A 23,881-nucleotide genomic window follows, 5' to 3' on the forward strand; every position below is an offset into this window, starting at 1 on the left:
CTCAGAACCCGTCGCGCTGGATGCGCAGCGTGGTGATCGAGGAGGCCAGGCCCTCGTATTGGTTGACGAGCAGGACGATTTCGATGAGGCGGCGCTCGTCGTAGTGCGCGGCGAGCGCCGCCCAGGCGGTGTCGTCGAGGTCGCGCGTCGCCACGATCTGATCGACGGCGGTGAGCAGCGCCCGGTGCTTGTCCGACCAGCCCCCGGCGGCCGGGCCGGTGCGCAGGCGTTCCAGGATCTCGGGCGTCACACCGGCCTTCTTGCCGAGCCGGATGTGGTGATCCATCTCGTACTCGCACTGCCGGAGGTGGGCGACCCGCAGGATGACCAGCTCGGCCTCGTGCCGGGGTAGCCGGCCGCCGGGCATGAGTTTGCCGGAGTAGTGCAGCCAGCCGCGGAACAGGCCGCCGGTGCGGCCGAGCGTGCTGAACAGGTGTGCGTCACTGGTGCCTGCGGCGCGTGAAAGAATCTGCCAGACAACCCAATTGATGGGCCCGAGCTCGCGGACCCGGCCAGGGGCGATCCGTGGTTCCGTCATCGCAGTTCGCCTCTCACGTGGAGTTCCCCGCCCGTCTGGGCCAGCGCTGGCGAGCGTACCTGTGAAACCCGCGATGATCGAGAGCCGCCCGCCCGGGCGACCGGTTCGCGCTCGTCCCTAATCCCCCTGCAGTTCTCGGCTTTCGGTGGCCCCGCGCCGGTAAGGCGGGCATCATCGGAACGGGTGCGTTAGGCGAAGCAGGGCGGCCACGCGCGCTTCGAACAGGTTGGCAGGGGATAGCGATGCTGGTGAAGATCAGGGCGGGAGCGCAGCTCTCGGCGGCCGAACAGGAGTTCGTCGACTGCCTGCGTTCCTACCCGAGCACCGGCCTCGCCGCGGTGGATGTGCACGTCGGAGTGCACGGCACCCGCCAGATCGACGCGGTGGTCATCACCCCGCGCGGCCTCACCGTCGCCGAGATCCGCGGTTTCCGCAAGCGGCAGAGCGGAATTCTCAATATCACCGCCGAGGGGCCGTGGCAGGTCAGCGCGGCGCCCGCCGACCTCGACGACAGCGAAACCGATCCCGTCGACCGCCTGGAACAGTGCGTGTACGCGGTCCGCGCCAAACTGGAACGGGCACTCCAGGATCCCGGGGACGTCTGCGGTGTCGTGGTGCTGGTCCCCGAACGCGGCGCGATGGTCCGCCCGGCCCGCACCGCGATCCGGCCCGGCCTCGACGTGGTGATCGCGAACGTCGACGACGCCACCGAGCTCCGCATCTACCTGGAGGGCTTCTCCGCCGCCGCCCGTAGCTGGACCGTGGACCGGGTGATCCACGTCGCGCAGGCGCTGGGCCTGGATCACCCGCCGTCGCGGGCGGAATTGCTGGCCGACGGATTCGACGAGGTGAAACCCACCCCGCTCGGCGAGGTGACGCCGTCGGACAAACCGCCCCGCCCGCAACGTCCGCCGCACACCCCGGGCCCGCAGACCAGACGGCAGAAAGCAGGCGCGTGGGGCGCGGTGGTCGTCGCGGTGATCGGCATGATGCTCGTGTTCTGGGTAGTGGCAAAGGTTTTCGTCGACGGCTCCGCGCACCCCGACCCGGCGCCGGCGCAGACCACCTCGGTCACCCCGTCACCCCCGCCCTACACCCCCAAGAACTGCTTCCCGTTCCAAACCGCCTGCTGATCCCGTCGGCCCTGGCTAATCCCGCATGGCGCGGCCGAGTTTCGTGAGCTCCAGCGCCTGCTGTGCCCGGGCCAGCACATGGGTTCGCGACGTCTCCAGGTGTGCGAGCAGCGCCCGCAGCGCGGTGTCCGGATCCCCGGCCAGCAGGTGCTCGGCGATCGTGATGTGATCCGCCGTCATCGCGGCGATGCGTTCGGGCGTATACAGATCGAGCGTCCGCACCGGCCGCACCCGGGTGTAGACCGACGACAGCGCCTCGGTCAGCGCCGCGTTCCCCGCCGCCGCCAGCAGCGTGGTGTGGAATTGCTCGTCGGCGGCGACCAGCGCGACCCCGGGCTCGGGCGGATCGTCCCGCAGCCGCTTCCACCTGTGGAGCTCCGCGTGCACCAGCGAAAGATCGTGTGCCGCACCGGGCTCCCGCGGCTCCCAGCCGGAGAACGACGCGGGTGCGTTCGCCCGGCCCACCACGCGCTGAATCCCCCGGGTCTCCAGCAGGATGCGCAACTCGTACAGCTGATCCAGCTCACCCAGCCGGGGCCGGTACGGGTACAGGCCGTCGGATTGGCGCTCGACCAACCCGTCGGCCTGCAACCGGGCCAGCGCCTCGCGCACCGGAGTACGTGAGACACCGTAGATTTCGGCCAGTCGCTCCTCCCGCAGCCGTTCGGTGGGCACGATCGTGCCCGCGGCCAGATCCCGCCGCATGGCGTCGTACACTCGCTCGCCCAGGGATATCCGCCCCCTGCCGCTCATGGGCGACTCAGATCGCCATCGCCGAGCGGACCGCGGACTCCGCGCCCGCGCCACCGTCGCCGGTGGAACTCACCCGTCCGGACTGCAGCACGTAATAGTGTTGCGCCGCTTGCAGCGCGAAGCCGATGTGCTGCTCCACCAGCAGCACGCTCAAGCCGCCGCGCCGGGTGAGATCGATGATGGTGCGCTCGATCTCGGCGACCACCGACGGCTGGATGCCCTCGGTGGGTTCGTCGAGGATGAGCAGTTTCGGCTCGGTGATCAGCGCCCGCGCGATGGCCAACTGCTGGCGCTGGCCGCCGGAGAGCAGGCCTGCCTTGCGGGGGAGCAGTTCCCGCAGCGCGGGAAACAGGTCGAGCGCCTCATCGATCAGGGCCTTGCCGCGTTTCCGGCCGTCGGCCACGACCTGCAAGTTCTCCGCTGTGGACAGCTGGGGAAAACTTTGCTGCCCCTGCGGAACGTAGGCGATCCCGCGCTTGACCCGCCGCGACGGGGACAGCTTGGTGATGGTCTCGCCGTCGAACCGGATCGCCCCGGATTTCGTGCCGATCAGGCCGACCGCGGTGCGCAGCAGGGTGGTCTTGCCCGCGCCGTTGTGACCCATGATCGCGACCACGCTGTCGTCGGGCACGGTCACCGAGACGCCGTGGATCACCTCGGTCCGGCCGTAGCCGGAGTGGATATCGATCAGCTCGAGCATCAGGCCTCTTCCAATCCGTGCGCGGTTTCCGCGGTTTCGAGTTCGGTGCCGACCGCCGCCGCGGTGCCGAGGTAGACCTCCTGCACCTTCGGGTCGGCCTGGACCTGCTCCACGGTGCCCTCGCTGAGCACCTTGCCGCCGGCCAGCACCGTGACCGAGGTGGCGAAGGCGCGCATGAAGTCCATGTCGTGCTCCACGACCACGACCACGCGGTCACCGCCGATGCGGCGCAACAGGTTTCCGGTCTCCTCGCGCTCCTCGGCGCTCATGCCCGCGACCGGTTCGTCGAGCAGCAGCACCGAGGCGTTCTGCACCAGCAGCATGCCGATCTCCAGCCACTGCTTCTGCCCGTGCGCGAGCACACCGGCGGGCTGGTCGCGCAATGCGCCCAGTCCGGTGATCTCCAGTGCCTCTTCGATACTCGGCAGCACCGACTTGCGTCGGCGAAGTAGCGTCAGCGCTGAACGGTTGGCACCGGCCGCGATATCCAGGTTCTGCAAGACGCTCAGCTGCTCGAAAACGCTTGCCGTCTGGAAGGTCCGGCCGACGCCGAGCCGCGCGATCTGATGCACCTTCTTGCCGAGCAGCTCCGCGCCCGACTTCTGGGCCGAGCCGGTGGCGGGCACCAACCCGGTGATCGCGTCGATCAAGGTCGTCTTGCCCGCGCCATTGGGACCGATCAAGAACCGCAGGTCGCCCTGCAGCACCGTCAGATCCACGTCGGTGACGGCCTTGAATCCGTCGAAACTCACCGAGAGGCCCCGGATTTCGAGGTATTCGCTGTCCATGCCCGCGTTGCCGCCGAGCTTGGGTTCATGGGCGATTGTGGTCATCGCGATTCCACCTTCTCCGGCTCGACGGTTTCGACGGCCGGCGACTCCTGCACCACGACCGCCGTTCGGGAGCGCCGGAACCTGCTGTCCACGAAGCCTTTCAGCATCGGCCACACACCCGCCAGGCCGGCCGGAATGAACCCGACGACCACGATGAACAGCACACCTTGCAGATAGGTCCAGCCCGACGGGAACTGTTCCGAGAGCGCGGTCTGGGCCCAGGCGACGCCGATCGCGCCGAGCACCGGGCCCAGCAGCGTGGTGCGCCCGCCGATCGCGACGCCGATCAGGAAGGCGATCGAGGGCACGACGCCGATGTCGGCGGGGGAGATGATGCCGACGATCGGGGTGAACAGCGCGCCCGCGATACCGGCGAAGAAGGCCGCCACGACATACGCGACGATCTTGATATTGGCCGGGTCGTATCCGAGGAATCGGACCCGCTCCTCCTGGTCGCGCACGGCCACCAGCAGTTCCCCGTACCGGCTGTGCATGAGCTGGCGCACCAGTGCCACCACGACCAGCAGGGTGCCCGCGGCGATGAAGAACAGCATCTGACGGTTCACCGGGTCCGACAGCTTGAAGCCGAAGAACGCCCGGAAGTCCGACAGGCCGGTGAAACCGCCGATGGCTTGCTGGCCGGTGAGCAGGATGGCCAGCGCGGCGGCCAGCGCCTGGCTCAGGATGGCGAAGTAGGCGCCCTTGACCCGGCGTTTGAACACGCCGTAGCCGAGCACCGCCGCCACCAGTCCGGGCAGGATCAGGATGCCGAGGATGGCGACCGGCGCGGACGCGAAAGGCTGCCAGAACGTGGGCAATTCGCGGATGCCGGAGATCTCCATGAACTCCGGCACGTCGTTGCCGAGCCGCGCGGCGTCGGTCATCTGCAGGTGCATCGCCATGACGTAGGCGCCGATACCGAAGAACACGCCCTGGCCCAGGGTGAGCATTCCGCCCCGGCCCCAGGCCAATCCGATGCCCGCCGCGACGATGGCGAAGCACAGGAACTTGGCGAGCAGGTTCAGGCGGAAGTCGCTGAGCACCGCCGGCGCCACCGCGAACAGCAGGACGGCGGCGAAAGCGAAGCCGCTCAACGCGGTCAGCGAAGAGTGCCGCTGCAGCTTCTCGGTGAGTGTGGTCATGCCAGACTCCTTGTCCGGACAGTGAACAGCCCCTGCGGGCGGACCTGCAGGAAGATGACGATCGCGGCGAACACGATGACCTTCGCGATGGACGCGGTGGTCGAGTATTCGATGAACGAGTTGAGCAGGCCGAGCGCGAACGCCGCGATGACCGTGCCTTTGATCTGCCCCAGCCCGCCGATCACGACCACGAGGAACGCGTCGATCAGATAGCTCTGCCCGATGGTGGGGCTGGTCGAGCCGATCAGCGTCAGCGCCACGCCCGCGACGCCGGCCAATCCGGAGCCGATGAAGAAGGTGCTGATATCGGTGAAACGAGAAGAGACCCCGCTGGTTTCGGCGAGGCCACGGTTCTGCACCACGGCGCGGATCCGGCGGCCCAGCGGCGTCGTCTTCAGTACTACGGCCAGCACGGTCACGGCGGCCACGGCCAGCACCAGAATGAAGATGCGGGTCTTGGGCACCACGGCGCCCATGATGTCGACGCCGCCGCTGAGCCAGGACGGCGCCAGCACGTTCTTGGCGGGCGCGCCGAAGAGGTCGCGCGCCAGCTGCTGTAGCACCAACCCGACACCGAAGGTGACCAGCAGGGTGTCCAGCGGCCGGTGGTACATCCAGCGGATCAGGCCCATTTCCAGCGCCGCCCCCAGCGCTCCGCCGACCAGGAACCCGATCAGCAGGGAGACGAACAGCGAGACGCCCGCCGACGAGATGACCTTCTGCACAACGTAAGTCGTGTAACAGCCGGCCATGATGAACTCGCCGTGCGCCATGTTGATCACGCCCATCTGACCGAAGGTCAGCGACAGGCCCAGCGCCGCGAGCAACAGAATCGATCCCAGGCTCAACCCCGTGAAGAGCTGCCCGACAACCACATCCATGAAGGACTCCTAACGGTGTCGGCCGGACCCCGGCCCGTCACCAGGACGGGCCGGGGTCCGGCACGTGGCGAACTACTTCAGGCCTTTGGCCCAGTCGTAGGACTTCAGGTACGGGTCCGGCTGCACGGCCTTGCCCGAGTCCCACACCGTGTAGATCAGGCCGTCCGGGCGGATCTCGCCGATCCGGGCGGTCTTGGTGATGTGGTGGTTGGAGCCGTCGATGGTGACCAGGCCCTCGGGCGCTTCGAAGCTGACGCCGTCGGCGGCGGCCTGAATGTCGGCGACCTGGAAGGACTTGGCCTTCTCGACGGTGTTCTTCCACAGGAAGACCGAGGCGTAGGCGGCTTCCATCGGGTCCGAGGTCGGCTTGTCGGCGCCGAAGGCGGCCTTGTAGTCGCTGACGAACTTCTTGTTCACCGGCGAATCGACGGTCTGGTAGTAATTCCAGGCGGTGAGCTGGCCGGCGATGTTCTGCGCGCCGATGCCCGCGACCTCCTCCTCGGCGATGGACACCGAAACCACCGGCATCTCGGCGGCTTTCAGGCCCGCGTTGGTGTACTCGCGGAAGAACGCGACGTTGGAGTCGCCGTTGAGGGTGTTGAACACCGCACCGGCCTTGGCGCTGCGCACCTTGTTGATGATTGTGGAGAAATCGGTGGAGCCGAGCGGGGTGTAGTCCTCACCCTTGATCTCGATGCCGTTGGCCGCCGCGTACGCCTTGATCTCGCGGTTGGCCGTCTGCGGGAAGACGTAGTCCGAGCCGACCAGGTAAAGCGACGTCACACCCTTCTGCTTCAGGTAGTCCAGCGCCGGGATGATCTGCTGGTTGGTGGTCGCGCCGGTGTAGAAGATGTTCTTGCTGTCTTCCAGGCCCTCGTACTGGACCGGGTAGTAGAGCAGCGAGTTCAGGCTCTCGAATTTCGGCTTCATGGCTTTGCGGCTGGAGGAGGTCCAGCCGCCGAACACCGCCGCGACACAGTCGGAGCTGATCAGCTTCTCGGCCTTTTCGGCGAAGGTCTTCGGGTCCGAAGCGCCGTCCTCGAGTACCAGTTCGATCTTCTTGCCCAGCACGCCGCCGGCGGCGTTGATCTGGTCGACCGCCAGCTTGGTGGAGTTGGCGACGGTGACTTCGGAGATCGCCATCGTGCCCGAAAGCGAGTGCAGCGAACCGACTTTGATCGAGTCTTTGGAGGTGTCGACGCACGAGGCGGCGCTCGAGCCGGTGGCGGCGTCGTCCTTGGCGCCACAGGCGGTCAGCAACAGGCCGGCGAGCGCCAGCGCGGTGGGCGCGACCAAGATTTTGGTCAGGCGGGCATGTTGCCGGCGGGCGGCACGGGATTCTGGCATGGGGCGAACCCTTCTAACTTCATCAGGTGGAGCGGCGGCGCTGGATGCGCCGTGCCGAATACGCCCGCCTGCGGCACCGGCACGGTCCGTAACGGCTGCTCGCGGGTCGCCGCGGCGGCCTGTGGACCGCGCTGTATACAGCGGCTGTATTCGTGATCCGAACGGTAGCCAGAAGTTGTTGCGGCGGAATATCTCTCGGTGACGAGTCCGTTGCGAGCGTTTCGTCCAGGTGAATTAGTGCTCACCGCAAGGAGTTCCGGGAGGTGTACGAAAAGGTTGCCGGGAGCACTTGCGAAGGTCACAGTTATCTCACGGCTACCGCGTTTCGGGCCTGGGAAACCTACGGTGACGTAGTGTTTTGCCTACGGTTGCGTAGCTCGACAGCGGTACGGCACTCTTCGTTTTGTACAACGTCAGAACCCCGAATTCGTGGCTACAGGGGCCGCGGCAGTGAGTCAGGGAGGACCACGGTGGGTCACTACAAGGCGAACGCGCGAGATCTCGAGTTCAACCTCTTCGAGGTCCTCGAACTGGACAAGCTCCTCGACACCGGCGCCTACGGCGATCTCGATTCCGACACCGTCCGCGAGATCCTCGCGGAGGTGAAGCGGCTGGCGGAGGGGCCGATCGCCGAGTCCTTCGCCCCGGCCGACCGCGACCCCGTGACCTACGACCCGGCTACGTACTCGATCTCCGTGCCCGAACCGCTGCGCAAGACCGTCGAGGCCGTGCGCGAAGCGGACTGGAGCCGCCTCGGCCTGCCCGAGGGCATGGGCGGCACCGCCGCGCCGGCCGCCGTGGTCTGGGCGGTGCAGGAAATGATCACCTGCGCCAATCCGTCGGCCAGCTTCTTCAACATGGGCCCCGTGATGGCCTCGGTGCTGTTCAACGTCGGCACCGACGAGCAGAAGCGCTGGGCCACCGAGGGATACGAGCGCGGCTGGCAGGGCACCATGGTGCTGACCGAGCCGGACGCCGGTTCCGATGTCGGGGCGGGGCGCACCAAGGCGATCAAGCAGGAGGACGGCTCCTGGCACATCGAGGGCGTGAAGCGGTTCATCTCCGGCGGCGACGTCGGCGAGACCGCGGACAATGTCTTCCACCTGGTGCTGGCCCGGCCCGAAGGCGCCGGCCCCGGTACCAAGGGGCTGTCGCTGTTCTACGTGCCGAAGTTCCTCTTCGACTCCGAGACCCTCGAGCTCGGCGACCGCAACGGCGTCTATGTCACCGGCGTCGAGCACAAGATGGGCCTGAAGTCCTCCCCGACCTGCGAGGTCACCTTCGGCGGCGCGGTGCCGGCCAAGGGCTGGCTGGTCGGCGAGGTGCACAACGGCATCGCCCAGATGTTCCAGGTGATCGAGAACGCGCGCATGGTGGTCGGCATCAAGTCGACCGGCACGTTGTCCACCGGATACCTGAATGCGCTGGAGTACGCCAAGACTCGCGTCCAGGGCGCCGATCTGACCCAGATGGCCGACAAGGCCGCCCCGCGCGTCACCATCACCCACCACCCGGACGTGCGTCGTTCACTGGCGCTGCAGAAGGCCTACGCCGAGGGCCTGCGCGCGGTCTACCTCTACACCGCCGCCCACCAGAACGCCGATGTGGCGGAACTGGTTTCGGGCGCCGACGCCGAACTGGCGCACCGTGTCGACGACCTGCTGCTGCCCATCGTCAAGGGCGTCGGCTCCGAGCGCGCCTACCAGTACCTCACGGAATCGCTGCAAACCTTCGGTGGTTCCGGGTACCTGCAGGACTATCCGATCGAGCAGTACATCCGCGACGCCAAGATCGACTCGCTCTACGAGGGCACCACCGCGATCCAGGCCCAGGACTTCTTCTTCCGCAAGATCATTCGCGACAAGGGCGCCGCCCTGGCCCACATCAACGGCCAGATCACCGCCTTCCTGGACGGCCAGACCGGCCGCTTCGACACCGAACGCGCCCTGCTCGCCACCGCCCAATCCGACGTCGCCGCCATGGCCGCCACCCTCACCGGCTACCTCATGGCCGCCCAGCAGGACCCCGCCGAGCTCTACAAGGTCGGCCTCGGCTCGGTCCGCTTCCTGATGTCGGTAGGCGACCTCCTCATCGCCTGGCGCCTGCTGGCCCAGGCCGAAATCGCCGCCGCCGCCCTCTCCGAAGGCGCCACCCCCAAGGACACCCCCTTCTACCAGGGCAAAGTAGCCATAGCCACGTTCTTCGCCAGGAACGTCCTCCCCGAACTGACCGCCACCAAGGACATCCTCGCCACCCTCGACAACGACATCATGGCCCTCGACGAATCGGCCTTCTAGCCGATCAGCGGGGATTCGCAACTATCCTTACTTCATGCCGGAAGTAAGGAGGCTGTGATGGATGCGCTGGCTCGATTGACGTCCAAGGGGCAGATCACGGTGCCGAAGGCCGTGCGAGATGCCTTGGACCTGCAGGTGGGAGACAGCGTCCACTTCCGTGTGGAGGGGCAAGTGGTAGTGCTGGCTCGGACTCCGGACCTGCTCGAATTGGCGGGGAGTGTGCCGGTGCCCCCACGGATTCAGGGCAAGTCCTGGGAGGAGATCCGGAATGCGGCGTGGGCCGCGCAGTGGGGGGAGAACGAGCCGTGACGGTCTATCTCGACACCAATATCCTGGTGCGCCATCTCACGCAGGACCCGCCGGAATCAGGCAGACGTGCGACCGCGTTCCTGGCGAAAGCCGACGAGTTGCACCTCTCGGACCTGATACTGGCCGAGATCGTCTACGTAATGCAGAGCGTCTACCGCGTGCCGAGACCGCAGGTCGCCGCGTTGTCCAGAGCGATGATCGGTTCTCGGAACATCGTCACGAACGATCCCGCCCTGCTGGTCAGAACCATTGATGTCTACGAACAGCACCGGCTGGCGTTCGCGGACGCGTACCTGGTCGCTCTCGCCGAGGCATCAGCAGGATCGGCGATCGCCTCGTTCGACAGAGGTATCGACAAGGTGCCGGGCGTTACCCGGCTCGAACCCGAGGATGCGCCTCACTGATCCGGGGTCGGCCAGGCGTGGGCTTCGAGGCGGGATTGGACGCGGACGACGTCGGGTTCGGCGGGCATGTCGTTGGTGACCTTGGTGATCATCACCTGGATGTCGGTCTTGTCGGCGGGGAAGTCGCCGGTGCTGGCGAGTTCGGCGGCGATCAGGCGGACTTCGTCGTCGGAGAGGCGGCGGCGGAGCAGGGCGATCAAGGGGATGTAGTCGGATTCCGGGACACCGTCGGGGTATCCGGCGCGCAGCCATTCGATGATGGCATGCAGGAAGGGGGGCACGGCGGCTCGTCAGTCCGACTCGGTGAGCGGAGTGGCCAGGGGCCAGCCGCCTGCGGCGAGGTGTGAGGCGACGCGGGCCACGTCCTGCGGTGCGGGCTGTTCGATGGCGAAGCGGGTGATCGCGGTCTCGATATCGGCGTGGCTGATCTCGGACTTCGGGTTGCGGTCGGCGACAAGCTCTTCGGCGATGGCCACGACCTCGTAGTCGGTGAGATGGCGGTGCAGCACGGCGAACAGCGCGACGTAATCCGATTGCGGGACGCCCTGGGGGTATCCAGCGCGCAGCCAGCCGATGACGCGGCCGAGTAGTTTCTGCCGTGAGGCCTGTTGTTCCGTCATAGCGCCGCCCTTCAGGACTGTCCGAACAAGTGGATGCCGAACTTGGCGGCGAGGAAGGCCTTCGCGGTGTAGAGAATGCCGACGATGATCGCGGCGAGCACCAGCAGGAAACAGGCCCACGCGCCGGCCAGGGCCGGATAGTTACGCCGGGCCGCGCTGCCGTCGGACTGAACGCTATCCGCGGACGACCACAGCCGCACGCCGACCGCGAAGATGATCGGCAAGCCGGCGCCGAGGATCAGCGCCGCGAGCGTGACATCCCACAGGGCTTTGAGATTCGTGGTGAGCGTATGCATGCCTGCTCTCCTACTTCTTCGCCGAGCGGATACCGGCGGGCACCTCGGTGGAGGTGATCACCTTGGTCTCCACCTCCGAGACATTGACGACCTCGGTCGAACTTGGCCACTCGTTGACGTTGTGCGTGTCGACCGGGTTGCGCTTGGACCGCAGCCACATCAGCGTCGACAGCGCGATCAGGATCGCGAAGACGACCAGCACACCGGCCAGCCCGCCGATGAAATGCGCGATGGCCCAGCAGATCGCGCCGGCCACACCGGCCAGCGGCAGGGTCAGCAGCCAGGCGACCACCATCCTGCCCATCACGCCCCAGCGCACCTCGGCGCCCTTGCCCAGGCCGCTGCCCAGGATGGAGCCGGTCGCGGTCTGCGTGGTGGACAGCGGCAGCCCGAAGTGCGCCGAGGTCAGAATGATCGCAGCGGAAGCGGATTCGGCGGCCAGGCCCTGTGGGGAGTCGATCTCGACCAAGCCTTTGCCGAGGGTGCGGATGATCCGCCAGCCGCCGAGGTAGGTGCCGGCCGCGATGGCGACGGCACAGGCCGCCATCACCCACAGCGGCATCTCCGCGTCCTTGGTGAGCGTGCCGTGCGCGACCAGCGCCAGGAAGATGACGCCCATCGTCTTCTGCGCGTCATTGGTGCCGTGTGCGAGCGAGACCAGCGAGGCCGAACCGATCTGCCCCCAGCGGAACCCGGTGGTGACCTTCTCTTCGTTGGAGCCGCGGGTGATCCGGTAGACCGCGCGGGTACCGATGGCCGACACCAGTGCGGCCACGATCGGCGCGAGCACCGCGGGCAGCACGATCTTGGTGAGCACGCCCTGGGAATCACCGGTCCAGATCACCCCGCCCCAGCCCAGCGAGGCGATGGTGGCGCCGATCAGTCCACCGAACAGCGCGTGCGAGGAGCTCGACGGCAACCCGAACAACCAGGTGAGCAGATTCCACAGGATGCCGCCGACCAGGCCCGCGAACACGATCCGCAGCAGGTCTTGGCCGTGCACCGAGTCGAGCTGCACGATGCCCTTGGCCACGGTCGCGGCGACCGCGACCGACAGGAACGCGCCGATCAGGTTCAGCACCGCCGAGACCGCGACCGCGACGCGCGGGCGCAGCGCCCCGGTGGCGATCGAGGTGGCCATCGCGTTGGCGGTGTCGTGGAAGCCGTTCGTGAAATCGAAGGCGAGTGCCGTGACGATGACGATCACGAGTACCAGTAATTCGGCGGTCACGTGTCCAGTCTCCCGTATGGTCTGTCCGGATTGCCATGCGGTTGCCGTATGTCGCGCCCAGCGTATGAGCTAACGTGGATCCTCACCGCCGCGCCTTCTGGCAGCCCTGTGGCCGGTCGCCCGCGAACAATCTGTCGATCCACGCGTTCGCTTCCGGGATCCCCACGAACCCCGCGATGATGTGCTCGCCCGGGAAGATGTCGAGCTGTACCGGCACCCCCTGCGCGCACCAGTCGTCGTAGAGGTTCTCCGCTCCTTCGAGCGGAACCCACAGCTCGTGCGTGCCGTGATAGATGTACACCGGCACGGCCGGGGCGGTCTCGCCCATCCGGTTCTCGGCCAGGATTCGCTGGATCAGCGGGTCCTCGAGGGGGTCCGGCGCGTCGGTCAGCATTTCCGCGGGGACCGGCAGGATCGCGCCCAGCACCGCCTCGCCGGGGAAACAGAGGTCCTTGAAGAATTGCGCGAGGCGCCAGCCGTTGTCGTTGAGCATCCACAGCATCTCCGGGTACTCGCGGGCGACCCCGAGGGCGGCGGCGAGGAAGACACCGGAGGCGGCGTTATGGCCGCTCATGGTGTGCAGAAGAAGTTCGAAATCGGCTGGGACGCCGCCGAATACGGCGCCGACGAGAGCCAGTTCCGGAGCATAGACGGGGGCGAGCTGCGCCGCCCAACCGGCGGCGATCGCGCCGCCGGAGTAACCGGTGACGACCGCGGGCGAGTCCGGGCTCAGGCCCAATCCGGGGCTGCTGACCGACCCGCGTAGCGAATCCAGAACCGCGTGACCGGCCATTCGTCCGGCCGCGTAGGCCTGTCTGGGGCCCTCGTGGTCGGGCACGATCACCGCGTAGTTCTTGGCCAGCGGAATCTGCGCGGCGATCAGATCCGCCGACGGGCCCTTGCGTAGCTGATAGGACGGGGCGCAGGTGTGGCCCAGGGAATCGATGGCGACGTTGTAGGCAACCACCGGCCGCGCCCCCGGTCCGGTCCATGGGGCCTGTGGCACCAGCAGTGTCGCGACCACCGGCACCGGATTACCCTTGGCATCGGTGGAACGAATCAGCAGTTCGGTGGAGGTCACCGGCGTGAGCGTCAGCCCGATGCCGCCCACTCTGGTGGCGAGCACGGTGCCGGGCGCGGTCTCCTCGAAGCCGGCGGGCGGATCGTAGAACGGATCACCGATGGGCGTCGGCAACACCGTCGCCGGATCGCGCACCACCGGTCTCGCTAGCTTCTCTATCTCCTCGACCGGCGTCGCTTGTGCGGCGGTAGCACCGCCGACGCACATCACCGCTAGTAGGACGACGGCTCTGGGCGCCGTCTTTCGCAACCACTTTCGCAATGCCGAGACCCCGTTCCGAACGCGTATCGGACCAATCCCGCGAACAGTCTGGTCCATTGACCACGGCTTTCCGGGGAAGCGCACCGAAGGATTCGGAGATGTGCTCGTTGTCAGGGCAATAGAGCGCGAACAGTGTCGATGGTGTCGGCGTCGGCGGGACCCTTGTCGGGGCGATAGCGGACGACGCGGGCGAAGCGCAGCGCCACCCCGCCGGGATAGCGCGGGCTCACTTGGACACCGTCCAAGGCGATTTCGACGATCAGCTCGGGCCGCAGATACACGGTGTGCTCGTCTCGGGCGCGCTCGTGCCGCGGGAATTCGGCTGTCTGCCAACCCAGCAGCGCGTCGGTCAGGCCCTTGAAGGTCTTGCCCACCATCACCGGTTCGCCCGATTCCGGATCGCGCGCGCCCAGGTGCAGATTCGACAGATAGCCGGTGCGGCGGCCGTAGCCCCACTCGGCGCCGAGCACCATCAGGTCCAGGGTGTGTGTCGGTTTGATCTTCTGCCAGGCCCGGCCGCGGCGGCCCGCGGCGTAGGGCGCGCTCAGCGATTTGATCATGACGCCCTCGTGGCCGGAGGCCAGGACGCCGTCGAAATATTCGGCGGCGGCTTCCGCGTCCGGGCGGATCAGCGCCGGGATGCTGTATTCGGAGGCCACCTTGGTCAGGGCGGCGCGGCGGCGGGCCAGCGGGGAATCGAGCAGGTCTGTGCCGTCCAGATGCAGGCAGTCGAAGAAGTACGGGTGCAGGAGCAGTTCTCTGGTCACCGTCGCCGCGTCGGACTCGGAGACCGCCGCGCCAGCAACCGCGGTGCCGGGGGCGTCGGGGGCGGCTGCGGTGGGGGTGAGTACCGAGGTCGCGAAGCGGCTCATCGTCTCCTGGAACGGGCGTGGCCGGCCGGAATCGGTGAGCGCCAAGGTTTCTCCGTCCAGCACGACGCTGGTGCAGTCGAGCGCGGCGACCAACGCCACCAGTTCGGGCACGCGGTCGGTGATGTCCCGCAGCGTCCGGGTGAAGACCCACACCTGCTCGCCGTCACGGTGCACCTGGATGCGGGCGCCGTCCATCTTGTGCTCGACGGTCACCTCGCCCTCGAATTCGGCGAGCACCTCGTCCAGCGAGGCGCCGGGCGAGGCCAGCATCGGCTGGATCGGCCGGCCCACTTCCAGCCGGAACTCTCTGAGGGCCGACTCGCCCCCGGTGAGCGCGGCCGCGGCGGTGACCGGGAGTTGCCCGGACAGCATGTACGCGCGGCGGACCAGGTCGACCGGAACCTCCGCGGCCGCGGCCACCGCTTCGGCGACGATCGCGGTGAGCGCGCCCTGCCGGATCTCGCCGGTCAACAGGCGCAGGAGAAAGCCCTGTTCCGCCGTGGTCGCGGCGGACCACAGCGCGGTCAGCAACTCCTTGCGGCGGGTGGCCGAGCCGCTTCCGGAGACCTCGGCCAGTTCGCTGAACGCCTGGTCGACGCCCGAAACCGTCAGCGTCGCACCGGCTGCGGGACTGCCGTCCAGCCCGGTGAGCGTGCGCCAGCCGGTGCCGATGCGGCCCTGCCGCAGTTCGCCCGAGACCCACGCCACGACCGGCGCCAGCTCCTCCGTCGTGGCGGCGGCGAGCAGCGCGGAGAAGGTGGCGATTTTCGTCTTCCGGGACCGGGTGGCGCGAACGGTCTCCGAAGCCTGGACGACATCCGAGAGCAGCACCCATCGACCGTAGCGCGCCCCTGTGACAATTGGCTCAGCTCGGCTGCTAATTCTGTATTGGCAGGGGTGCGAAATGGCGCTTAAACTGGACATATGGCCAAGACTTATGTCGGGGCGCGGCTACGTCAGCTGCGGACCGAGCGGGGACTGAGTCAGGTCTCACTGGCCACCAAGCTGGAGATCTCGGCGAGTTACCTCAACCAGATCGAGCACGATGTCCGCCCGCTCACCGTCCCGGTGCTGCTGAAGATCAGCGAAGTGTTCGGCGTCGACGCCACCTTCTTCTCCTCCCAGGACGACACCCGGCTCATCGCCGAACTCCAAGAGGTGGTGATGGACCAGGAGCTCGGCATCGAAGCCGACACCCAGGAGATCGCCGACATGGTCTCCGCGCACCCGAGCATGGCCCGTGCGCTGGTCAACATGCACAACCGCTACCGCAACACCAGCGCCCAGCTGGCCGCCGCCACCGAGGACCGCTTCGCCGACGGCTCCGGCAGCGCCGCGATCAGCAAGCCGCACGAGGAGGTTCGTGACTTCTTCTATCAGCGGCAGAACTACATCCACGAATTGGACACGGCCGCGGAGAAACTCACCGACCGGATCCGGTTCCACGGCGGCGACGTGAACCGGGAGATCGCGCGGCTGCTGCGCGACCACGACGTGCGGATCGTGGAGCGCATCGACCTCGGCGAGGGCGTGCTGCACCGCTACGACCCCGAGGCCCGAGTGCTGGAGATCGCGCCGCACCTGTCCGGCGGGCAGCGCACCTTCAAGCTTGCCGCCGAACTCGCCTACTTCGAATGCGCCGAACTGCTCGAAAAGCTGGTCGAAGAAGGCAATTTCGCCACCGAGGACTCCCGCAAGCTGGCGATGCTCGGCCTGGCCAACTACTTCGCCGCCGCGACCGTGTTGCCCTACACGCACTTTCACGAGGTCGCCGAGGACTTCCGCTACGACATCGAGCGCTTGTCGGCCTTCTTCACCCAGAGCTACGAGACCATCTGCCACCGGCTTTCGACCCTGCAACGGCCGAAGCTCCGGGGCGTGCCGTTCTCCTTCGTCCGCGTCGACCGGGCGGGAAACATGTCGAAACGCCAGTCCGCCACCGGTTTCCACTTCTCCTCCAGCGGCGGCACCTGCCCGCTGTGGAACGTCTACGAGACCTTCGCCTACCCCGGCAAGATCATGACCCAGATCGCCCAGATGCCCGACGGCCGCAAATACCTGTGGGTGGCAAGAACAGTCGAGCGCCGCGCCACCCGCTACGGCCAGCCCGGCAAGACCTTCGCCATCGGCCTGGGCTGCGAACTGCGGCACGCCGCCCGCGTCGTCTACGCCGACGGCATCGACTTGGACTTGGCCACACCCACTTTGATCGGTGCGGGCTGCCGAGTCTGCGAGCGCACCAACTGCCCGCAGCGCGCCTTCCCGCCGCTGGGCAAGGTGCTCGACATCTCCGAACACCGCAGCTCCGTTTCGCCGTACGTGCTGAAATAGGCTCTCGCGGTTAGGCTGGTCGGCGATCCATGCACGGGACACGTCGGGGGGAGCACCCATGACCCAGCCGGAACCGCGCTACGAGATGCCCACCGGCATGTACATCTACGCCACCCCGGAAGGCTGGCGGCACAGCATCTTCACCGAGAACTCCATGGTCTGCGGCCACCTCTACCGCGTCGCCGCCGACGCCACCGCCTTCCAAGCCAGGCAATCGGCCACCGAAATGCTCACCGAATACGCCCGCGAATTCCACGGCGCCGACATCAGTCTCAGCTGGACCCGCGAAGCCGCCGACAAATGGATGGCCGACGTCGTCCGGAGGTCGTGACCGCAAAGATCTCAGGTCGCCAGGAGGTGGAGGAGGTGGGTTACCTCCGACTGGATGGCGGTGCGGGCGGGGGTGAGGTATTTGCGGGGGTCGGAGAGGGTCGTGTCCGGGGTGAGGGCGGTGCGGAGGGCGGTGGTGGCCTGGATGTTCAGGCGGGTGGCGAGGTTGATTTTGGTCATGCCGTGGTGGATGGCGGCGCTGAGGCCGGAGTCGGGGACGCCGGAGGAGCCGTGCAGGACCAGGGGGACGGGGACCTTGGCGGATAGTCGGGCGATGAGGTCGTTGTCCAGTTCGGCGGTGCGGGTGTGCATGGCGTGGGAGGAGCCGACGGCTACGGCCAAGGCGTCGACGGTGGTGGCGGCTACGAAGTCGGCGGCTTCGGCGGGGTCGGTGCGGGCGCCGGGGGCGTGGGCGCCGTCTTTGCCGCCCACTTCGCCGAGTTCGGCTTCGAGGAAGATGTCGCGGGTGTGGCACCAGGCGGCGATGTCCTTGGTGGCGGCGACGTTCGCGGCGTAGTCCAGGGTGGAGCCGTCGTACATGACCGAGGTGATGCCGAGTTCGGCCGCGGCGGTGATCAGTTCGAAGGATGTGGCGTGGTCCAGGTGGACGGCGAGGGGGGCGGTGCTGTCGGCGGCGATGCGCAGGCAGGCCAGGGCGAGCGGCGCCAGGCTGCCGTGGTATTTGACGGTGTTCTCCGAGATTTGCAGGACCGCAGGGCGATTCGCGGCTTCGGCGGCGGTGGCGATGGCCTCGGCGTGTTCCAGGGTGATGACGTTGAAGGCACCCAAACCGCCGGGGCGGGCGGCGGTGATCAGTTCGGGTACTGGCGTCAACGGCATGGGGGAGACTCCTAGGTGGTGGTTCGGGCTAGCTTTTCGACGACGACGGCCGGGGCGATGCGGGTCCGCAGGCAGCGATCGATTTCGCCGGCCACGGGAATGACGACGGCGGCGGCGGAGGTGGCGACGGCATTGGTGAGGATGGCCGGCCAGTCGGGGTCGCCGCGTTCGGACAGGGCGGCGATGACCGCGGCGGCGGCGGAATCACCCGCGCCGGTGGGGTTCCCGGCGAGTACCTCGGGGAGTTCGGCGACCCAGGCGCCTTCGGGGGTGATGGCGATCATGCCTTCGGCGCCCCGGGTGGCGATGATGGCGGCGACACCGCGTTTGAGCAGCGGGCGGACCGCGTGCACGATCTCGTCGGGGGTGACGGGGACCAAGCCGGTGAGGCGTTCCAGCTCTTCGGTGTTGGGCATGAGGACGACGCCGGGGATCTCGGCGGCCAGGCGCAGCGCCTCGCCGTCGACGTCGCAGATCGTCGGAACGCCGGCCTCGACGGCGATGCGGGCGATCTCGGCGGGCAGGCCCGGATCGATCCCGCCGGGTAGGGAGCCGGAGATGACGAGGCCGTTGATGTCGGGGAGCAGGCCCGCGACCCGGATCGTGAGCTGTTCGGCGGCATGCGGATTGGAGACGCGCGCGCCCGGCTCCCAGAGCGCGGTGGCGGTGCCGTCGTCGGATTCGCTGATCACCACGGTGCGCCGCACCCAGGGCAGTGCGTGCACGAAATCCACCGGCATCTCCAGCTCGGCGGCCGCGGCGAACGCATGGTCCGCGAAACCGGTTGCACGCGCGTACTTTCCGAGCTGGTTCAGCACTCTCGTGACATTGATGCCCTTGCCGCCGATGCGCTGCTCGACCGAGCGCACGCGGTGCGCCTGGCCGCGTTCGAAACGCTCCACGCGATAGGTCATGTCGTAGGCGGGATTCATTGTCACGGTGAGGATCACGACAACCACTGTCCACGTCTGAGCACCCGGCGCAAGTGCAGATCGTCATCGGCTATGACCAAGTCGGCGAACTGCCGTGTTCGCAGGTCACCGACGTCGGTCAGCCCGGCCGCCGCCGCCGGCACGGCGGTCGCCGCGCACACCGCGTCCCGCAGCGGCACATGACATTCCGTGACGGCCCACGACACGCATCGCAACAGGGTGGATGTGCCGCCGGCGATGGATCCGCTCGGCACCCGCGCGATGCCGTCGAGCACCCGCACGGACTGCGGCCCGAGCCGATACTCGCCGTCCGGCATGCCCGCCGCCTGCATCGCGTCTGTGATCAACGCCACATGGCCGGGCGCGGTAGCGAAAACCAGTGCGGCGAAGCCGGAATCGATATGCACGCCGTCGCCGATCAGCTCGACCACCGCGTCGCCCGCGGCCGCGGCAACCATCGCGGCGGCCACCGGACCGGCCGACCGGTGGTGCAGCGTGGGCATGCCGTTGGCGAGGTGCGTGACGAGGTCGCCGAACCCGCTCGGCCGCAAAGCTTCCCGGAACGAGCGGAAGTCACTGTCGGTGTGGCCGAGCGCGACGACCACTCCGTGCTCCGAAAGCAGCTGCGCCACTGTCGGATAGCCCGGGAGTTCGGGCGCGATCGTCATCATCCGCAGGTGCCCACCGGCGGCCGCGATCAACTGCTCGGCCAGCTGCGGGTCGGGATCGATTAGGAACCTAGGATCCTGCGCCCCGCACCGCGCGACCGCGAGAAACGGTCCCTCGGCGTGGATTCCGCCGATCAAGCCGTCGTCGGCCAGCTCCCGCAACACCGTCGTCTGCGCGACCATGTCGGCCGCGGCCCCGGTGACCACACTCGCCACCACGGTGGTCGTGCCCTGCGAATGATGAAATTCCGCCGCCGCCCGCGCCTCCGCGGCATCGACGGTGTCGAACCGATGCCCGAAACCGCCGTGGTTGTGGATGTCCACCAGCCCGGGCAAGACAGTCCCTTCGAACGCCGGTTCCGGCGAACCAGGATGTGCGGCGAGCCATTCAGCAAACGACTGTACGTTCGTGATTCGATCCCCGACGACGCTGACCACGCCGTCATCGAGCAGGTGTGACGCCGACACCACCCGCCCACGCACCGCGAACTCGCGGGCCGCCATCACGTACCGACCTCCAGGGCTTCGCCACACAGCTCAACCAGGCCAATTCGCGGCTGGGCCGGGTGGTTTCGGCTGGTTTCGATCCAGTGGTCGCGGCGGGGGTTCACGCGAGCTCTCCGTGGCGGGCCAACAAGGCCGCGCCCGCCAACCCCGCGCGCGCACCGAACTCGCCGAGCACCACCGCCGGTGCGGGGACCAGGCGGAGGCGCTCGGTGAGTGCTTGGTGGAGGGGGTCGGTCAGGGCCGCGCCGGCGCCCGCGAGGCCGCCGCCGAGGATGATCAGTTCCGGGCAGGTGGCGTGGATCAGGCCGACCAGGCCGTCGGCGAGGGCGTCGACGGCGTCGGCGAGCACCGCCTTCGCGTCGGTGTCGGTGTCGCGGAGGGCGAAAATCTCTGCGGCGCTCGCGGTTCGGCCGGTTCGTGTGGCGTAGGCGCGGGCGATGGACGCGCCCGAGGCGACGGTTTCCACGCAGCCGGTGTTGCCGCAGGCGCAGGGCAGGCCGTTGTCGTGCCGGACCGAGATGTGGCCGTATTCGCCGGTCTGGCCGATGCCGCCGCGCACCAATCTGCCGCCGACGGAGAGGGTTCCGCTGATGCCGGTGCCCAGGATGACCACGCACACGTCGTCGTGGCCGCGGCCCGCGCCGAAGCGCCATTCGGCCCAGCCCGCCACGGCGACATCGTGTTCGATGAGCACCGGCATATTCCAGCGCGAGCTGAATCGATCACCGATGTGCACGTCGCGCCAGCCGACGTTGGCACTGAACACGGCGATGGAGCGGGCGGTATCGATGATGCCCGGCAGCACTACCGACGCCCGGGCTACCGACGCCCGCTGTTCGGTGGTCAGCTCGGCGAGCAACCGGTCGCCGAGCACGCCCATCGTCTCGAAAGCCGCTTCGCCCTGGGGTGTTTCGAGCACGCCGGAAGCCAGCACGGCGCCGGCGGAGTCGGTGACCTCGCCCTTCATGGTGGTACCGCCGACGTCCAGCGCGAGGACCAGCGCGTCCTCCGGAACTGCGGTGGCGGGGATCGTCAGCATGTCCGTGACCCTAGCGGTCTGAACTCGCGGTTCCCCGCCTCCTCGGCAACCGCGATCCCGGCCGGTGATCCTGGGCGGCGGGCCTGGCCGGGGACGCTGCACCGGCGGTGCCCGGTACCGCGTCGGCCCGCCGTGGATTCCGTATCGTCGGACTGCATGGCGCGGCGGTTCACTGATCGAGAATGATCGAGCGGTTCAGGTTACGCGGGTGGTCGGCGTCGAGGCCGAGGTCGGCGGCGCGCAGCAGGCAGAGTTGCTGCACCCGAACCAGATCCGCCATCGGGTCGATATCGCGATGCTCGAGGTGTGCGCCGGTCACGGCGACGTCCTCGGTGAAGCCGGGTTCCAGCGCGCCGAAAGCCCACACCGCGCGACCGGGGGCGGCGATGCTGATCGGTCCGTGCCGGTACTCGGTGGCGAGGTAGCCCTCGGTCCAGGCCTGGCAGGATTCGCGCAGTTTCAGGCCCGCCTCGTCGGCGATGGCGGCGGCGAAACCCATGCCGACGAAGCTGATCTGCTCGGCGCGGCGCACCGACGCCAGTGCTTCGGCCGGGTCTTCGGCGAGCACCTCGCGGGCCTGCGCGATGACCGGAGCGAGGTCTTCGCCCAGGTGCCAGCGCAGGATCGCCAGCGTCGTCGTCGCGAATCGGGTTTGCACCACCGACTTTTCGTCGACCTCGTCGATGAGGATGGCGTCGCCCAGGTCGAGCACGGGGGTGCCGGGGCTGCTGCAGATGACGGTGCGCGGAATGTGTGCGGGGATCTGCTCCATCGCCCGCACCACCTCGGTGGTGGTGCCGGAGCGGCAGATGAACAGGTAGCGGTCGTATTCCCGGCCGAGGCGCAGCTGACTGGCGGGCCAGGCGTCGGTCAGGCCCTGACCGGCTTCTTCGCGCAGGGCGGCGATGGCGCGGGACATGAACAGGGAGGTGCCGCAGCCGACGACGGCGACGCGTTCGCCGGGTTGCGGCAGGACGGCGCGATGTGCGGCGGCGGTGGCGGCGGCCCGCGCCCAGTCGTCCGGCTGGGTCGAGACCTCGGCGGCGAGGTGCGTGGCGGAGCCTGCGGAGTGACCAGGCGTGTCTGCGGAGGTGTGAGCGGAGGTCGGCACCTTCCCAGAATCACCCCGGTGATCGTTCATGTCAACTTTACAACCAAATCAGTCACAAACGAGCACCGCGCGGGTTAGATTATCTGGCAAGGCGGTGGGTTGCTCCCCATCATCGGCGGGTCCGGCCTGTGCCGGGTGCAAATTGAAAGGTTCTGCTCGTGAAAAGAACATTCCGCGGAGTGCTCGCGGGAATCGCGATGTCCACCGGCGTCGCCCTGGCAGTCACATCCTGTGGTTTCGGCGGCGACGACAAGGCCGACTCCGACACCACGATCAACTTCCTGGCTCCCACCTACAGCGACGGCGCCACCGGCACCAAGGCCCTGTGGGACGGCATCATCGCCGAGTTCAAGAAGAAGCACCCTGACGTCACGGTGAACCTGCAGATGGAGTCCTGGGACACCATCAACGACGTGATCCGCACCAAGCTGCAGGACAAGTCGACCACCCCGGACCTGCTCAACGTGGACGCCTACGCCAGCTTCGCCGGTGACGGCATGCTGTTCCCGGCTGCCGAGATCGCCTCGCCGGCAACGCTGTCCGACATTCAGCCGGGCTTCGCCAAGAACGCCTCGCTGAACGGGACGCAGTTCGCGCTGCCGCTGTTCGCCTCCACCCGCACCCTGTTCTACAACACCGAACTGTTCCAGCGCGCCGGCGTCGCCAATCCGCCGAAGACCTGGGACGAGCTGACCGAGGCCGCCAAGAAGATCCAGGCCCTCGGCGACGGCGTGTCCGGCTACGGACTTCCCCTGGGCAGTGAGGAGGCCCAGGGTGAGACCTCGATCTGGACGTTCGGTGCGGGCGGCAAGTGGGCCGACGGCGACAAGATCACCGTCGACACCCCGGCCAACCTGGAGGGCGTGAAGGCGATGCGCGCGCTCGTCGACGCCGGTGTGACACAGCCGAATCCGGGCGCGACCGACCGCAAGGACGTGATCAACGCCTTCATCCAGGGCAAGATCGGCATGATCGAGGGCCTGCCGCCCACCATCGGCCAGATCCAGTCCAAGAACGCCGCGCTGAAGTACTCGACCGCGCCGTCGCCCACCAAGACCGGTCAGCCGGTCACCCTCGGCGTCGCCGATCACCTGATGGCGTTCAAGAAGGACGGCAAGAAGGCCGAGACGATCAAGAAGTTCGTCGATTTCTTCTACACCGCCGACGTCTACTCCGGCTTCGTGCAGAAGGAAGGCTTCATCCCGATCACCAACAGCGGTGCGGCGAAACTGGCTGGTGACCCGGTGACCAAGGCGTTCGCGGCGACCCTGCCGGTGGCGCAGTTCTACCCGAGCAACAACCCGAAGTGGGGTCCGGCTCAGGGCGCGATCCGGCAGCAGATGGGCACGATCGCGCAGGGCGCCGATCCGGCCGCGGTGCTGACCAAAATTCAGGACGCCGCGAAGTAGTCGTGGCGGTGGCGGT

General features: G+C 67.8%; 25 protein-coding genes. 7 read left to right on the top strand and 18 right to left on the bottom strand.

Annotated features, from left to right (window positions below; all coding sequences use genetic code 11):
• Position 1 precedes the first annotated feature (1 nt).
• Positions 2–538: a carboxymuconolactone decarboxylase family protein gene (locus AB0M14_RS19765; protein ID WP_364996926.1), complete on the bottom strand. Its 537-nt coding sequence runs from the start codon at positions 536–538 to the stop codon at positions 2–4.
• 242 nt (positions 539–780) lie between these two features.
• Here AB0M14_RS19765 and AB0M14_RS19770 point away from each other — a divergent pair, with 242 nt between their 5' ends.
• Positions 781–1,671: a nuclease-related domain-containing protein gene (locus AB0M14_RS19770; RefSeq protein WP_364996928.1), complete on the top strand. Its 891-nt coding sequence runs from the start codon at positions 781–783 to the stop codon at positions 1,669–1,671.
• A 15-nt stretch (positions 1,672–1,686) separates the two neighbouring features.
• On the opposite strand, the gene AB0M14_RS19775 is transcribed toward AB0M14_RS19770, so the two are convergent.
• From AB0M14_RS19775 to urtA, 6 genes are all read right to left on the bottom strand, one after another.
• Positions 1,687–2,424: a GntR family transcriptional regulator gene (locus AB0M14_RS19775; RefSeq protein ID WP_364996931.1), complete on the bottom strand. Its 738-nt coding sequence runs from the start codon at positions 2,422–2,424 to the stop codon at positions 1,687–1,689.
• Between the two features lie 7 nt (positions 2,425–2,431).
• Positions 2,432–3,124 carry an urea ABC transporter ATP-binding subunit UrtE gene (gene urtE, locus AB0M14_RS19780; protein WP_364996934.1) on the bottom strand — a complete coding sequence of 231 codons (693 nt, stop codon included), beginning with the start codon at positions 3,122–3,124 and terminating at the stop codon, positions 2,432–2,434.
• The gene (urtD, locus tag AB0M14_RS19785) at positions 3,124–3,957 is read right to left on the bottom strand and encodes an urea ABC transporter ATP-binding protein UrtD (RefSeq protein WP_364996937.1); all 834 of its coding nucleotides are present in this window, start codon (positions 3,955–3,957) and stop codon (positions 3,124–3,126) included. Before urtD ends, urtE begins: the two co-directional genes overlap by 1 nt.
• Positions 3,954–5,099 (bottom strand): urea ABC transporter permease subunit UrtC, encoded by a 1,146-nt coding sequence (gene urtC / locus AB0M14_RS19790; protein ID WP_364996939.1) that lies wholly within the window; start codon positions 5,097–5,099, stop codon positions 3,954–3,956. Before urtC ends, urtD begins: the two co-directional genes overlap by 4 nt.
• Positions 5,096–5,980 carry an urea ABC transporter permease subunit UrtB gene (gene urtB, locus AB0M14_RS19795; protein WP_364996942.1) on the bottom strand — a complete coding sequence of 295 codons (885 nt, stop codon included), beginning with the start codon at positions 5,978–5,980 and terminating at the stop codon, positions 5,096–5,098. Before urtB ends, urtC begins: the two co-directional genes overlap by 4 nt.
• Positions 5,981–6,052: 72 nt before the next feature.
• Positions 6,053–7,327, bottom strand: coding sequence for an urea ABC transporter substrate-binding protein (gene urtA, locus AB0M14_RS19800; protein ID WP_364996945.1), 1,275 nt, complete (start codon positions 7,325–7,327; stop codon positions 6,053–6,055).
• 470 nt (positions 7,328–7,797) lie between these two features.
• Here urtA and AB0M14_RS19805 point away from each other — a divergent pair, with 470 nt between their 5' ends.
• Genes AB0M14_RS19805 through AB0M14_RS19815 form a run of 3 tightly spaced genes read left to right on the top strand, consistent with a single transcriptional unit; the run spans position 7,798 to position 10,337 of the window.
• Entirely contained in the window at positions 7,798–9,624 is a 1,827-nt protein-coding gene (locus AB0M14_RS19805; protein WP_364996947.1) for an acyl-CoA dehydrogenase, read from the top strand.
• Between the two features lie 57 nt (positions 9,625–9,681).
• Positions 9,682–9,933 (top strand): AbrB/MazE/SpoVT family DNA-binding domain-containing protein, encoded by a 252-nt coding sequence (locus AB0M14_RS19810; RefSeq protein ID WP_364996949.1) that lies wholly within the window; start codon positions 9,682–9,684, stop codon positions 9,931–9,933.
• A complete protein-coding gene (locus AB0M14_RS19815; protein WP_364996952.1) occupies positions 9,900–10,337 on the top strand; it encodes a PIN domain-containing protein in 438 nt (145 codons plus the stop codon). The genes AB0M14_RS19810 and AB0M14_RS19815 overlap by 34 nt, the downstream gene beginning before the upstream one ends.
• Here AB0M14_RS19815 and AB0M14_RS19820 read toward each other — a convergent pair.
• From AB0M14_RS19820 to AB0M14_RS19845, 6 genes are all read right to left on the bottom strand, one after another.
• Positions 10,331–10,618 (bottom strand): DUF3349 domain-containing protein, encoded by a 288-nt coding sequence (locus tag AB0M14_RS19820; protein WP_364996954.1) that lies wholly within the window; start codon positions 10,616–10,618, stop codon positions 10,331–10,333. The genes AB0M14_RS19815 and AB0M14_RS19820 overlap by 7 nt on opposite strands.
• Positions 10,619–10,627: 9 nt before the next feature.
• Entirely contained in the window at positions 10,628–10,957 is a 330-nt protein-coding gene (locus AB0M14_RS19825; protein ID WP_364996956.1) for a DUF3349 domain-containing protein, read from the bottom strand.
• Between the two features lie 11 nt (positions 10,958–10,968).
• Positions 10,969–11,253 (bottom strand): hypothetical protein, encoded by a 285-nt coding sequence (locus AB0M14_RS19830; RefSeq protein WP_364996959.1) that lies wholly within the window; start codon positions 11,251–11,253, stop codon positions 10,969–10,971.
• Positions 11,254–11,263: 10 nt separating this feature from the next.
• The gene (locus AB0M14_RS19835; protein WP_364996962.1) at positions 11,264–12,484 is read right to left on the bottom strand and encodes an inorganic phosphate transporter; all 1,221 of its coding nucleotides are present in this window, start codon (positions 12,482–12,484) and stop codon (positions 11,264–11,266) included.
• Positions 12,485–12,566: 82 nt separating this feature from the next.
• Positions 12,567–13,700, bottom strand: coding sequence for a lipase family protein (locus AB0M14_RS19840; protein WP_364996965.1), 1,134 nt, complete (start codon positions 13,698–13,700; stop codon positions 12,567–12,569).
• A 236-nt stretch (positions 13,701–13,936) separates the two neighbouring features.
• Entirely contained in the window at positions 13,937–15,529 is a 1,593-nt protein-coding gene (locus AB0M14_RS19845) for an ATP-dependent DNA ligase (RefSeq protein ID WP_364996968.1), read from the bottom strand.
• 93 nt (positions 15,530–15,622) lie between these two features.
• Between AB0M14_RS19845 and ramB the strand changes: the two genes are divergently transcribed.
• Both ramB and AB0M14_RS19855 read left to right on the top strand, forming a co-directional pair.
• Complete coding sequence (ramB, locus tag AB0M14_RS19850; RefSeq protein ID WP_364996971.1) at positions 15,623–17,029, top strand: acetate metabolism transcriptional regulator RamB; 1,407 nt, start codon at positions 15,623–15,625, stop codon at positions 17,027–17,029.
• Between the two features lie 58 nt (positions 17,030–17,087).
• Positions 17,088–17,360, top strand: a complete 273-nt coding sequence (locus AB0M14_RS19855; protein ID WP_364996974.1) for a hypothetical protein — start codon at positions 17,088–17,090, stop codon at positions 17,358–17,360.
• Positions 17,361–17,371: 11 nt separating this feature from the next.
• On the opposite strand, the gene AB0M14_RS19860 is transcribed toward AB0M14_RS19855, so the two are convergent.
• The 5 genes from AB0M14_RS19860 to AB0M14_RS19880 all read right to left on the bottom strand — a co-directional run bounded on the left by AB0M14_RS19860 (position 17,372) and on the right by AB0M14_RS19880 (position 22,456).
• Complete coding sequence (locus AB0M14_RS19860) at positions 17,372–18,199, bottom strand: class II fructose-bisphosphate aldolase (protein ID WP_364996977.1); 828 nt, start codon at positions 18,197–18,199, stop codon at positions 17,372–17,374.
• An 11-nt stretch (positions 18,200–18,210) separates the two neighbouring features.
• Positions 18,211–19,149: a hexose kinase gene (locus tag AB0M14_RS19865; protein ID WP_364996980.1), complete on the bottom strand. Its 939-nt coding sequence runs from the start codon at positions 19,147–19,149 to the stop codon at positions 18,211–18,213.
• Positions 19,146–20,303 (bottom strand): amidohydrolase family protein, encoded by a 1,158-nt coding sequence (locus AB0M14_RS19870; protein WP_364996982.1) that lies wholly within the window; start codon positions 20,301–20,303, stop codon positions 19,146–19,148. Before AB0M14_RS19870 ends, AB0M14_RS19865 begins: the two co-directional genes overlap by 4 nt.
• Before the next feature lie 103 nt (positions 20,304–20,406).
• The gene (locus AB0M14_RS19875; RefSeq protein ID WP_364996985.1) at positions 20,407–21,345 is read right to left on the bottom strand and encodes an ROK family protein; all 939 of its coding nucleotides are present in this window, start codon (positions 21,343–21,345) and stop codon (positions 20,407–20,409) included.
• Positions 21,346–21,514: 169 nt separating this feature from the next.
• Positions 21,515–22,456 carry a sugar isomerase gene (locus AB0M14_RS19880; protein WP_364996988.1) on the bottom strand — a complete coding sequence of 314 codons (942 nt, stop codon included), beginning with the start codon at positions 22,454–22,456 and terminating at the stop codon, positions 21,515–21,517.
• A 158-nt stretch (positions 22,457–22,614) separates the two neighbouring features.
• Here AB0M14_RS19880 and AB0M14_RS19885 point away from each other — a divergent pair, with 158 nt between their 5' ends.
• On the top strand, positions 22,615–23,865 hold the full coding sequence (locus AB0M14_RS19885; protein WP_364996991.1) for an extracellular solute-binding protein: 1,251 nt from the start codon (positions 22,615–22,617) through the stop codon (positions 23,863–23,865).
• Positions 23,866–23,881: the final 16 nt, after the last annotated feature.

Source organism: Nocardia sp. NPDC051832 (assembly GCF_040681285.1).
Taxonomy (GTDB): Bacteria; Actinomycetota; Actinomycetes; order Mycobacteriales; family Mycobacteriaceae; genus Nocardia.